Genomic DNA, 12,502 nt, shown 5'->3' with positions numbered 1-12,502 from the left:
CTAATGATAAGTAGAAGTGAAAGCGAGCACGCCAGGCCACGGCTTCTGGTGCTTGACGTGGACAACACGCTGCTCAGCACTCGACTTTACGAGCCTGAGGGAGTGCGGTCCTGTGAGCGAAATACGTCTCAAGAAGAATTTTTAGAGCAGCTTCCTACCGGGGGCATTCTTCTAGATGAAGAGCCAATCGCGAAAGTCTACCCGAGGCCTCACCTTGAAGCGTTCATTAAAGGCGTGAAAGACCTAGGCTATGACTTGGCTTTGTGCACAACCGCGTCGTTAGAGTATATAGAGCTAGTGCTTCCGCTTTGTGGTATCGACCCTCGTGACTTCTTATTCGTGCAAACACACGACGACCTGAAGAACCGAGGATTTGAGAAGGTTAAAGACATTCGAAGCTTCGTTGAACATGGATATGCCCTAAAGGATATCGTGGCCATTGATGATCGTCCTGAAGTTCATAAGAAAACTGACAATGTGCTGAAAATTCTTGCTTTCCATGCCGTGGATGATAGCTATGCACTGGATGACCAGCTTCCGCTAATGCTTGAGCGACTCGCGTACCTCGCAGAGCGGTCTTTACCAGAGTTTAGGGAAGAGATCCGCGGCGAGTACTGCAGAGAGAAGCAGGTGAGTCGGCTGGTCCGACTCGCGTTTGATTCATCCAAATATCTGCCTACTTTAGGGATTTATCCGAAGTTTTTCCCCAAGCTGCATCCCGACCCTCAGCATTACCCCGGGTTTACTGTTGTCGACCACATCAAGACGTTCTTGGTTTACAAGAGTTATGGGTTGGTGGGAAAGATTCAGGTAGAACCTGAAGGTTATATAGTCAATAATTTATGCCCTGATGTATGGGGTGACGTGCCTGGCGGCGAAACGCTAGTACAGCGTGAAGAGTTTAGGTCAAAGAGTATTTTCTGGGGCTTGGATGTGTACAAGGCTGTAGAGGTTTGTCATGATTTAGGCTACAAGGTGGCGACGCCCGATGATACGTTGACGCTCGCGGCTATTTCCCTAAAACGGTTCGCGGGTGATATTCACGTTTTAGCCTCTGATGCCGAACTTGATGATAGATTCTGATAGCGAACCATTCTAGGCCGAGATCTGCGGAAGGTTAATACAATGGTTACCAAAAAAGACGCTAAGGAAAGAAAGCTCTGTTTTTGATGATCTACACAGATTACGCAATAATTTTTTATAATTCTGATTTGGCACTAACCAATACTTAGATATGCGCATATGAGCGCAAAGCCTCGTTCGAATACACACGACCCGTCAAGAATTGAGTTACCCGTTTCGTGAATCGAGTTACCCTCCAAGTGCATCGTAGCTGCCAAATAAAATGAAATATACGCCAAATCATCAAGTTGCTCCGTGGAACATAGAAACTTTGGGCTCAGGAGGTAACTTGATTTACAACATCACGTGGTTCAGGCGGTAAGCTGGGCTGAAATTTGGCTCTTATAGCGCTCTGGATCGCTGAGGCAGATTGAGGCCTCGGTAGACTCTGAGGAAACTCTACAGGCGCCCTATTTGTCGGCCAAAGCGCCTTTGGCTAAACTGAGCCCAATACCCGCCTCATCAAGGACCGTATCTCTTAAAAGTGGGGAATGTAGGACATATCTCACAGCCGAAACAGTCATTCCCCACATGACAGATGACCAAAAATTGGCCACAATTGTCGAACTGTCGCCCCCACCGGCGCCCTAAGGATGGATGCCAGGGATATGCATTGGATTGCCGGGGCGGCAGCCATTTCTCACGCTGCAGTCAATAACTCACCCGCAACAGTTCGAAATTCGCCTTTTTCATTGAGTGGGTTAACTCTCTCTTTTTCAAGAAGAAATGCGAGATTAGGTCTAAACTTCTACATGTGATTGTAGAAAATAGGAATGAAAAACTGTAAAGCAAGATCAAACCTCGGCTATGAAATTTAAATGTTACACACCTGCCATAGCCATTGCTTTTCACTGTATTTTCCTGCTGGCCTAGTACCCAATTCGCTTAATTACCAACACGCCAATTCATGGACTTTTCACGTTTGATGTTCGGTTGGAATTGGTTGAATCGCAGGGCCGAAGTGATAAATTAGCTCGTTGTTTTTTCCAGTTCGCGGTATCAATTATAAACTTCGACAGAGCTTCGGCATGCGACTTTGCAGTTAGCTGAGGGGCTTATTTTGTGGTCGCTACCCCAAGTTGAATAGCAGCACTAACTTTGCGATTAGCCGCGAGGTAGCTAAGAAACCATTCTATTTCTGCATTTCCCAACACATCGGAGTGTCGTTTATCATTAAAAAAAACGACGAATCCAGTAAAGACAGGTCTTTTTTGTGCGCATGCTGTAGTGGCGAGTACGAAGCTCAGATCGGACCCGCTCAATGAAGGGCGAGGCTTTCAAAGGCAATTCCCATCAGTCTGTATGTATATACAGTTATAATGAAAATTTGAGCAAATTGAAGTCTGGGGTCCTATGAGTAAAAAACTGAGCAGTCTTTGTTTTCCCGGGCTCCAAATTCTAACCTTCTGAAATATATGAATATTTTGTGATTCCTTGAGTACATAGAAGACCTCGTTGAGGTCTCGTTAAACACGAGGGCTTCGTTTCTACAGTGACAGTAAGCAGAAAAAGATGCGCTAACCCATTGAACTTGATATGATTTTTGACAATAAATGGACGAAAATCTGACGGGATTTTGTGTTGTATAATCGGAATTCCGTCTAATACACTGTTATGGCTACGTAATTTGAGAGATATTTATGGAATTTGAAGTAATAAGTTCGGTGGAGCATCTTCGTGAACTATATGATACCCCCATGGATTTAGTTATAAAAAAACAACAGAGCAAACTTGATCAATATAGTACCCAATTTCTAGAGCTGTCGCCGTTTGTGATTTTATCTACGTCGAACGCAAGGGGAAGTATGGATTGCTCCCCTAGAGGGGATTTTCCAGGATTCATACAGATACTGGATGAGAATACTATTGCCATACCCGATAGGCCTGGAAATAATCGTTTGGATAGCTTAAGTAACATCGTTGAAAACCCAAATGTAGGTATCTTGGCGTTGATCCCTGGATTTAAAGAATGTCTTCGCGTTAACGGTGAGGCAAAGATTGTCACTAATGTTGGTTTACTAAAGCGCTTTGAATATCAGGGTAAGCTTCCCAAAACAGTCATTGTAGTTTCTATAGCTGAAACTTTCTTTCACTGTGCAAAAGCAATTACTCGTTCTAAAATCTGGAAGGTGGAAGCTCAAGCAGAACGTAACATCATGCCTAGTCTCGGAGAAATTTTAACGAAGCAAATTGATCCGTTAAAGTCAGAAGGCGAAATTAAAAAAGTAGAAGAGATAATTGAAAACAGGGTTAAGACTACCCTTTACTAAATATTCCATAACAAAGCCAGTCAAGGCGACGTCTTTTTCGTTACGCCTTCGGCTTCACTACAAAGCCGCGCTTGCTGGCGGCGTTATGTGATCAACCCAGTATAGGAATACTTCGTTGCGGAAAGAGCTTAGAGAATTGATTGTTGAAGTATGTGAACTCAAAATCGAACAGAAGGGATCGGGAGTCGGACTGTCGTTTTACGCATTCTTCAAGAACAAGAACGATCAGCCGGAGGTTCTTATGGAGGCAGCTCGGTGGTGGATTGAAACCCACAAATTGGATCACTTCGAAAAAGCGGTAAAGATCAGAGATATGGTGAGATCCGGTGTTTAACCGTACCTGCAAATCACATAACAAGCGGCTCATGTTCGCAACCTTCGGTTGCCGGACGCTCGCAAGCTCGCGCCGCATAGCCGGGCGTTAAGTTTTCCATATGTTTGAATTTAGCGATAACTTAGATGTAATAGAAGATGGCCCTTTAATTGTGAAGGCCAAAGTTTCCTTGTTGTCTACGGAGAGCGGAGGTCGGCACACACCTATTGTGGGTGGATATGCATTTAGGCCCAATCATAATTTTGGTCTCGAAGAAAATCGAAATTTCTATATAGGTCAAATTGACTTTGAAGAGGGTGATACTATTTATCCAGGTGATGAAAGAATTGTCCAAATTCGTTTTCTTAATGTACGAGGGCTAAAAGAATTATTGCATGTTGGTCTAATATGGCGAATACAGGAAGGCCCAGTATTAATAGCAATGGGAGAGGTCGTTGAGGTCAAAACTTAACAAACCGCTCCAGTCTGACGGCTGGTACTACGCGCCTTTTGTGTTACTCGCTGGCGCTCAAAAATTAACACAAAATTCGCTCCATACCAGCCGCAGCTGAGCGGGGCGTTATATGTACCGTAGATTTGCCGTAGTCTAAAAAGTTATTAAAAAATAGTGTGAGCGATATTAAATGGAGATGAGTTTATTTGGCTGGTATCGCTATCTCTCAAGAAAACGATGATCCGTAGCAAGTAAAACACAAGTAAATTAAACTTTAGAAGGTGTAAAGATGTCTAAACTTAGTATTCTTTCAATCGTCTTATTGATTTCACTTTTCCAGGTGCTCCCGGCTTCTGCCGACGATTTAGATGGCGTTTTGGGGGCAGGTCCAAGGAGCGAGCGACTTGCGGTACTTGAGACCTTAAAGACTTACTTGAAAGTTACTGATGAAAAAGAAAATGCCGCAATACGCAAATCCTTTCATCCAACCGCGCATCTCATGTCAGTCAGCAAAAAAGGATCTTTAAGGTCTCTGACGCAAGATTTTTGGTGGGAGCGTGTATCACAAATTCCGGATGATCACCCTGGCAGAACAAGCAAATTCCGTATTATCGACGTGTCAGGCCATGCGGCTATGGCGAGAATAGATATTAAAAATGCTGGAACTGGATCAATCAGCACCGATTACCTAAATCTTCAAAAAGTAGATTCAGGCTGGCGAATAGTAAACAAGACTTTATCAACACCGCTATAAGATAGTGATATGCTCTCAGGTATCGCAATGTGGCCGCTAATATGATTTTTGGTTTATTGTAAAGCGCGTCGCGGAAAGAACATATAACCAGGCCATTAAGTTCGCGCACTTCGTGCACCGGACCTCGTTTCACTCGGCCGCTTATGGCGGGCGTTGTACAAACCCGCTGCGCGGGGGTGGTAACCCTTAACCCCAAAAAAGAGGACACGGAATGTCCGAACGAGCTTTACAGGAAATTTTTCAATCACAGTACGATGAGTTGTTGTCGAGTCCGCAACCGCTTAAAAATTTGAAAGCTATCGACGCAATTTCACAGTGCCGAACAAAGGCCATGGGAAGCAGTTTCTTTCAATGCGCTTCGCGGCATAAGCCGATCGAACTCAATCATTCCTGCCGACATCGAAGCTGTTTTTTGTGTGCTCAGAAAAAGCGCGTGGAGTGGATTGAAAACCAAAAGCATCGGTTATTTCCCTGCGCTCACTTCCACGTTATTTTTACGCTACCTCACGAGTACTTGTCACTGTGGCGATACAACGAACGATTTTTTGCTGACCTGTTGTTCTCGGCCAGTCGCGATACGTTAATGCTCATGGAAGATTCAAAATACCATGGCGTGACCCCTGGCATTATGACGGCACTGCATACGTGGGGACGACAAATGAATCTCCACCCGCATGTGCATTGCTTAGTGTCTGCCGGGGGCTTAAAGGGCTCCGATCAATGGAAAGAGGTAGAGCAGTTTCTACTGCCTATTAAAGTAGTGAAGAGCCGATACCGAGCTGTGGTGCAAAAACGCATTATGCAAGCGATAGAGTCGGGTGAATTGATTTGTCCTCCCGACCAATCCTGGCAGAAGATACGCCAGCATTGGTCTGCCCTATGGAAGAAGGAGTGGTCTGTACGTATTGAAAAGCGTTATGAACATGGCAAAGGCGTCATGCTCTACCTGAGCCGCTATCTAAAGGGGGGCCCCATGAACCCGAAGCAAATACTTTTCCGCAATGATCATGAAATACGCTTTCGTTACCTTGATCACCGGGACAAGCGCAAAAAAGACTTGCGCCTGCCCCTCGATGAATTCGCCCGTCGCTTGCTTGAGCACGTACCACAGGTAGGTTTGCACACGTTCCGTTACTATGGTTTGTATGCGCCAGCGACGAAACGCCGCCGCTTACAGGCCTATAGGTGCCTAAGCGGCGTGCCCCAAAAACGATATAGCCCCCTCAATACAGATGTGGTATTTTCTTGTTCTATATGCGGAGCCCCCGCTAAGCGGACGCACAGTTTATGGAAGAGTCAAGTGTCAAAAGCAATTTCCATAAATAAGAACGTGACCCCTACCTTGGGTGCGGGGGTTGTACAACAAGACGATGAAGACATCCCCGTCGGTGCGAGCGTGCCGAATACGTCCTAAATGAGTCACGAGATTCATTTTTTTTGCGCCGACGGGGATGCTTATCTAAGCGTTAGAATTTACGAAGATTGAGGGAGTTAACGTGAAATCCTGCTATATATCTATCCCAAAAAAAAATTGGGTGATCGAACTTGCAGAAGAGCTCAAGCTTCGTGGTATCAAGGCTGTATTCGCTACTGATGTTGAAGAGTTTGAAAGCAGCTATGCGTCTACTGTCGCATCAGTAATAAAATCCTGTGACATCACCTTATGTATCGCTGACGACGAGGAGTCGCTAAAGTCTGTATTATTTGAAGCTGGAATTGCATTCGGTATTGGTAAAAAAGTATTGCTTGCTACTTCCTACGATGCCGGAAACATTCCTATAAATTACTCCGAATTCCCAATTATTCGTTTGGACTCATCTCAGTACATAGAAATAGCGAACTATGTTGAGGAATTATTGAAGTACGGTAAGAGGCCAATATCCAAGAAGAAGTATAACTTCATACCGAGTAAGCCTCTCGGAGACTACTCACATAGATACCTTGATTCACTGCGAAGGGTTGAAAAAAGTATTATCGAGGGAGCCGATAGAGGAAAGGCGTCGCGAGAATTCGAAAAGATAGTTGCTGATGCGATTAGAAAATCTGGCGTTAATATCGTCTCTGAATTTAGGTCAAGAAGATATAGGCCAGATATCGCCATCTGGAGCGATGAGCTTACATATATTGGGGCAAACCCATTGATTGTTGAAGTAAAATCGACGATTAAATCTTTATCGGATTTAGACAGGGTGGCTGAAAAGCTAAACCACTACCTCTATGATTCAAATTCTAAGTTCGGCTTGCTTATATACTTGATTGGTCCAGACCGATCCCAGTACTTCTATGAATTGCCATCAAATATTATTGCAATTTCTTGCTACGAGCTGCTGGAGTCATTAGAAAACGAAAGTTTTGGTGAGGTCATAAGAGATCTGCGTAACCAGCGTGTGCATGGCATCAGGAGGTAAAGATGGCAACTTTATCTCAGCCAAGAATGAACGGCTTCATAGCACAAGGGCAAGCTGCCACAACCACCAAAGGTAAGGGAGATGCATTTGAAGAGCTTCTTTCATATGCAATTGGTAAAGTTCCCGGGATATCTATCACAAGAAGAAATGTTCTAAATGATGCGAATTCTGAAGAGGTAGATATTGCTTTTTTTAATGAGCAAAAGCAGAAGGGGTTTTTCTTTCTTCCAAACTTCATATTAGCAGAGTGCAAAAATTGGTCCCGACCTTTGGGGAGCATCGAAGTAAACTGGTTTGATACAAAACTTAAAAACAGGGGGTTAAGTTTCGGCATTTTATTCGCTGCAAATGGAATATCAGGAGATGCAGCGGATAGGACGGCAGCAAGGGATGTTATCTCGAACTCTCTTAAAGAAGGACGAGATATTGTTGTTGTGACTCAAGCAGAGTTGCTGGCTATCACTAATACCGATGAACTTTGTCAAATGATCAAAGAGAAAATATGCGATCTAAAAGTCAGTGGAACCGTAATGTAAATTCTAATAAGCGCATGTTGTCGGACTGGTTTTCCGCTGCGCTCCAAACCAGCCGCAAATGCGGGCGTTAAGTGCCCAAAAACATATATAGCAAGCGTCTATAATGTGAACAAAAATATGAGTAGTTTTTGATATCATTAAACAGGAAGAGCTATGACACTTGATATTAGAGGTGGATTAAAAAACACAGAAATAAGTGCGAACAGATATGTTGTAATAGAAGAGCTTTTATCAAATGCTATTGATTCTTATCTTATTCGTAAAAGCAGTGACAATAATGCTCCTGATCTATCCGTTGAAATAAAGATAGATTTTCTTCCTGCCAGTCTTCTCGAAGATGGTCGGTTCGATCTTAAAATATCATGCGTAGATAACGGCGCTGGCTTTGATGACGAACAAATTCGAGCTTTTGTGACGAAGGACTCTACCTATAAAGACTACCTGAACATTCAAGGCATTGGGAAATGTAAAGGAGCTGGAAGAATACAGTTCTTTCACTTCTTCAGGAAATTTGAAGTGGATAGTATCTTCAGAAAAGATGGAATTATTCATAGAAAAACATTAAGTACAGATGAAAATATCCATGAAATTAGTGAGCATAGTTTTGAGGAGAAAGATACATCTAAAGTAGATCTAGAAACAACAGTATCAACCTCAATCTTAAAAGAATATGCAGCAAATAGATTTTTCATATCTTCAAGTGTGAAAGCAGATTTTTCTGTAAACGCCTTATATCGTTACCTATATGTTGCGTTTATGCAGCGATTTATTATCTTGAAAGGAATCGCAGGTTCATTCAAAATTTCAATTACCTCTAAGGAAGGCGAAAAAATAGAGAGAAAAATAATTTCTTCGAATGAGCTCCCATCACCAGTATCAGTAAATACAGTGTCGCTGGTTTGTACTCATGGTTCTGCTATACATAAAAAAGATACAGACCTTAAAGTAACAAGATACTCACTACCGCAGGCATCTTTTCACGATTATGAGCATGAGGTTGCATTATGTGCTAATTCAGCCTTAGTTAAGCCAATTACACAATTTTATCTTAAGAATAACCAAGATAGACGACGCGCCCTTGATGGAAAATATGAATTACTACTCATAGAAAGCCATTTTCTGGAAGATAAGGTTAATGAGCAGAGAGATGATTTTAATATTCCTCGCGAGTGCTCAGCTAATGATGAATTAGATCATAGCCCATCGATGCAAGACATTGTTGATTCGCTGGAAGATTATGTCTATAGCATATTGACGCCTAGTGACTTCGATAAAGAAGAGTTAGTTGCTTCAACTGAAACCAAATTTGGTATTACTCGATCAATGCTAGACACAGCCAAGATTAAAGTCCGTTACAGTGATACTGAGCAAAATATTGCAAAGCGTGTTTTAAAAAAATACCAAGATGACATCGTTAATGAGACATCAAAAATATTTGATTTAAAGCAAGAATTGCTAGAACTAGACCCTCGAAGTAAAGATTTCAGGGACAGGGTAGGCACTCTTTCTTGGACATATACGTCGACGATTAAAAAAATGGATATGGCCAATCTTTCTCAGCTCGTTGTTCGCAGAACGTCGATGCTTGAGGTCTTAAAGAAAGCCGTAGAGTCTATGCTTAATTGCCAGGAGGACGATGGCGGTAGGAAAGAAAATGAAAAGATTATTCACAATGTTTTCTTTCCTACAAATAAAGATAGTGAGGATTCTATCGATCATGACATATGGATACTAAATGAAGAATATCATTATTTTGAGCATATCGCATCAGACAAGTCTTTAGCATCCATCCCTTGGAATGAAACCGAAAAACTATTCGAAGCTGATATCGACAAACAGCTTGAGGAATTATTTAAAAAGAATAATTACGATCACAGGCTTAAGCGACCTGACATTGCTATATTTAACCAAGAAGGGTCAGCAATAATTATCGAATTCAAAGCTCCAGGAGTTGAAATTCAGGAACATATATCTGATCTTGCTCAGTATGCGCGACTTATCGCCGCAAAATCCTATGGCCGAATTAAGAGAATATATGGTTACTTAATAGGTGACACTATGGACGAATCTAGAATGCCTTTAAACTATACAAGATTTCCTAGCGGTCTAGGCTATTTTAGCACTGACCCGATAGTTGATCCTGCAACGCGAACTCAGTATGGCGAATTATACTCAGAAGTATTATTTTATAATCAATTTATTGATAGAGCTGAAAGGAGATTGAAAGTTTATAAAGAAAAATTGAACATAGATATTTAGATCGCGAATCAATAAAATGTAAGCGCGTGCCGAATGCACTTAACAAGTTTGTCCATTTGACGTTTTGGTCTTCGCTCCTTTTTGGGGTGGCTGCGCCACTTTACCCCAAAAATCCGCTACAACCAAAACGCAAATGACAAAGGCGTTAACTCCACATAGCCACCTACCAAATATCAGGGATTGTAGAATAAATATGAAGCTAATTGATTTTTCGGTCACGAACTTTAGAAGCATAACTAAGGCTCATAAAGTTTCTCTATCCCAAACAACTATTTTGATTGGACGTAATAATGAGGGGAAATCAAACCTGCTGAAGTCGCTAGATATTGCCATGACCACATTGCAACAGCATGCAATATCGGAAAGACGAGGAGGAGTTTATTTAGGGTCTAGAAGATATGCTCGGAAAGATGATTCTCACTACTTTTGGGAGAGAGATTTCCCAATAACTCTTCAAGATAGGAAGTCCAATACTCAAACTATATTTAGACTTGAATTTCTTTTGACTTCGAAAGAAATCGATCTGTTTAGAAAAGAAATCAAGTCAAGGCTAAACGGATCTCTTCCAATTGAAATCAGAGTTGGAAAAGATGACAAGCCAAGCATCAGGGTGGTAGAGAAGCGAGGAGCAGGTGGAGCAGCGCTAAATGCAAAGTCTGGTCAAATTGCTGATTTTATAGGTAAAAATATTACTTTTAATTACATTCCGGCTGTTCGTACAGATCAAGAAGCTATGGAAGTTGTTAGGGTTATGCTAATGCAAAGAATGCGTAAGCTTGAAGCTAATAGAGATTACAAGGTTGCACTTGAAACAATAAGGAAAATTCAAGAACCCGTTTTAAAAGAACTAGGAGAACAAATCAAAGAGCCTTTGCAAGAATTTTTGCCCGGTATAAAAAATGTAGATGTCGCAATACCTGATGACAGCAGGCGCTCGTCATTTCGAAATGAATTCGAAATAATTATTGACGATGGAACTCCTACAAGTCTATTTTTCAAGGGAGACGGAGTTAAAAGCTTAGCGGCTCTAGGCCTTCTAAAAAATAGGGGGTCTTCAGTTGGTGCTTCGATTATTGCGATTGAAGAACCTGAATCACATTTACACCCAGCCGCGATTCATCAGTTAAATGAAGTCATTATGGCTCTGGGGGAAAATAATCAGGTTGTTCTCACGACACATAATCCATTGTTTGTCGATAGGACTGATATAAAATCAAACATTATCGTAAATAGCGGCAAGGCCGTTCCTGCGAGGAATATAGGTCAAATTAGAGATTTATTGGGTATAAAAGCTTCAGACAACCTCGTAAATGCAAGTTATGTTTTAGTTGTAGAGGGGGGGGATGATGTCATCTCTTTAAAAGCTATCTTATCCGCTGAGAGTGAAATAATTAAGAAGGCAATAAATAGTCATCTGTTAGTAATAGATGAAATTGGTGGCGCTTCTAATTTATCTTATAAATTAACTCTTCTTAGTAACTCCCTGTGTGTTTATCATACTTTTTTAGACAATGATGAATCAGGCCGAGCGGCTTACGACAAAGCTGAGTCGGATGGAATTATTTCCAATAAGAAAAATACGTTTGTTACTTGTAATGGCGCTCGGAATACGGAGTTCGAGGACTGTTTAAATCTTGATCTTTATCGTAATAAAATAATCGAAGAATTTGGTGTTGACCTAAGTCAGCCAGCATTTAGGTGTAATAAAAAGTGGTCTGAACGTGTTAAATCAGCATTTCTAAATGATGGTAAACGATGGAGTGATGCCGTCGAGTCGAAGGTTAAGTATGTCGTTGCAAATGCAGTTAAGGCTGTTCCTAAAAATGCTCTAAATGAGCACAAAAGAAACTCAATTGATGCACTTATTGCTAGCGTTGAAGAGTTATTGAGTTAACACCTATATGACCGGACCTGTCAAAGAACAATAGCTCACCAAAAGTTGAGTGTTTTATAACTCAACTTTATGTAAATTTGATTTTTTGTCTGTCTACTTCCGATAATTTCATGAATGGTTTGAATTGGCCAACCAAACACCTATTGAGAGTCAGTCTCCAATAGAGCCGCATTTAAAAATCATGCGGCGCTTTGGGGATATCCTAGTCAGGCTAGAATGCTACTAGAAATTTATCGGTTACCCTTGGGGCCGGCGCTTCAAAGCATCGGGCTTGTCAGTCTGACATCCAGTTATAAATCACTCGGTCAAGGGGCAGCCAAAACAAAAAAACAAAATAGGCGGACAGCGAACCTTATCTAATCAAAGCGGAAGGGGTTGGCTATTTTCATCACACAAGCATTAATCTCAAAGATTAAACAGTTAGCTTGTAAGGTCGATCTTTAAGCACAATACCACCAGTTATACACTGCTAGCTTAGATTCGCTGCCCTAA

General features: G+C 41.8%; 10 protein-coding genes. All 10 read left to right on the top strand.

Translation table 11 applies throughout. The features are described 5' to 3' along the window. Positions 1–1,083 (top strand): NIF family HAD-type phosphatase (locus tag QWI17_RS19530; RefSeq protein WP_302724206.1); only part of this gene is annotated, 1,083 nt, incomplete at its 5' end. Positions 1,084–2,762: 1,679 nt separating this feature from the next. Further along, positions 2,763–3,392: a pyridoxamine 5'-phosphate oxidase family protein gene (locus tag QWI17_RS19525; RefSeq protein ID WP_302724205.1), complete on the top strand. Its 630-nt coding sequence runs from the start codon at positions 2,763–2,765 to the stop codon at positions 3,390–3,392. Positions 3,393–3,507: 115 nt separating this feature from the next. Beyond that, positions 3,508–3,726: a DUF6500 family protein gene (locus QWI17_RS19520; protein ID WP_368045373.1), complete on the top strand. Its 219-nt coding sequence runs from the start codon at positions 3,508–3,510 to the stop codon at positions 3,724–3,726. Between the two features lie 100 nt (positions 3,727–3,826). Beyond that, positions 3,827–4,177, top strand: coding sequence for a hypothetical protein (locus QWI17_RS19515; protein WP_302724204.1), 351 nt, complete (start codon positions 3,827–3,829; stop codon positions 4,175–4,177). A gap of 271 nt (positions 4,178–4,448) precedes the next feature. Continuing rightward, positions 4,449–4,913 (top strand): nuclear transport factor 2 family protein, encoded by a 465-nt coding sequence (locus tag QWI17_RS19510; protein WP_302724203.1) that lies wholly within the window; start codon positions 4,449–4,451, stop codon positions 4,911–4,913. A gap of 211 nt (positions 4,914–5,124) precedes the next feature. Beyond that, positions 5,125–6,327 carry an IS91 family transposase gene (locus tag QWI17_RS19505; RefSeq protein ID WP_302724202.1) on the top strand — a complete coding sequence of 401 codons (1,203 nt, stop codon included), beginning with the start codon at positions 5,125–5,127 and terminating at the stop codon, positions 6,325–6,327. An 82-nt stretch (positions 6,328–6,409) separates the two neighbouring features. Next, positions 6,410–7,321, top strand: coding sequence for a hypothetical protein (locus tag QWI17_RS19500; RefSeq protein WP_302724201.1), 912 nt, complete (start codon positions 6,410–6,412; stop codon positions 7,319–7,321). Positions 7,322–7,323: 2 nt separating this feature from the next. Next, positions 7,324–7,857: a hypothetical protein gene (locus QWI17_RS19495; RefSeq protein ID WP_302724200.1), complete on the top strand. Its 534-nt coding sequence runs from the start codon at positions 7,324–7,326 to the stop codon at positions 7,855–7,857. A 153-nt stretch (positions 7,858–8,010) separates the two neighbouring features. Beyond that, positions 8,011–10,116 (top strand): hypothetical protein, encoded by a 2,106-nt coding sequence (locus QWI17_RS19490; RefSeq protein WP_302724199.1) that lies wholly within the window; start codon positions 8,011–8,013, stop codon positions 10,114–10,116. A gap of 193 nt (positions 10,117–10,309) precedes the next feature. Further along, positions 10,310–12,010, top strand: a complete 1,701-nt coding sequence (locus QWI17_RS19485; protein WP_302724198.1) for an ATP-dependent nuclease — start codon at positions 10,310–10,312, stop codon at positions 12,008–12,010. The last annotated feature ends 492 nt before the right edge of the window (positions 12,011–12,502 follow it).

It is taken from the genome of Gilvimarinus gilvus, assembly GCF_030518155.1.
GTDB classification, from domain to species: Bacteria; Pseudomonadota; Gammaproteobacteria; order Pseudomonadales; family Cellvibrionaceae; genus Gilvimarinus; species Gilvimarinus gilvus.
Note: the sequence above shows the minus strand (reverse complement) of the source record. Positions and strands in the feature narration are given on the sequence as shown.

Excerpts from the sequence above, each read along its gene's own strand:
- QWI17_RS19495 (WP_302724200.1), top strand. The coding sequence starts at position 7,324 with ATGGCAACTTTATCTCAGCCAAGAATGAACGGCTTCATAGCACAAGGG.
- QWI17_RS19525 (WP_302724205.1), top strand. The coding sequence starts at position 2,763 with ATGGAATTTGAAGTAATAAGTTCGGTGGAGCATCTTCGTGAACTATAT.
- QWI17_RS19505 (WP_302724202.1), top strand. The coding sequence starts at position 5,125 with ATGTCCGAACGAGCTTTACAGGAAATTTTTCAATCACAGTACGATGAG.
- QWI17_RS19490 (WP_302724199.1), top strand. The coding sequence starts at position 8,011 with ATGACACTTGATATTAGAGGTGGATTAAAAAACACAGAAATAAGTGCG.
- QWI17_RS19510 (WP_302724203.1), top strand. The coding sequence starts at position 4,449 with ATGTCTAAACTTAGTATTCTTTCAATCGTCTTATTGATTTCACTTTTC.
- QWI17_RS19485 (WP_302724198.1), top strand. The coding sequence starts at position 10,310 with ATGAAGCTAATTGATTTTTCGGTCACGAACTTTAGAAGCATAACTAAG.
- QWI17_RS19515 (WP_302724204.1), top strand. The coding sequence starts at position 3,827 with ATGTTTGAATTTAGCGATAACTTAGATGTAATAGAAGATGGCCCTTTA.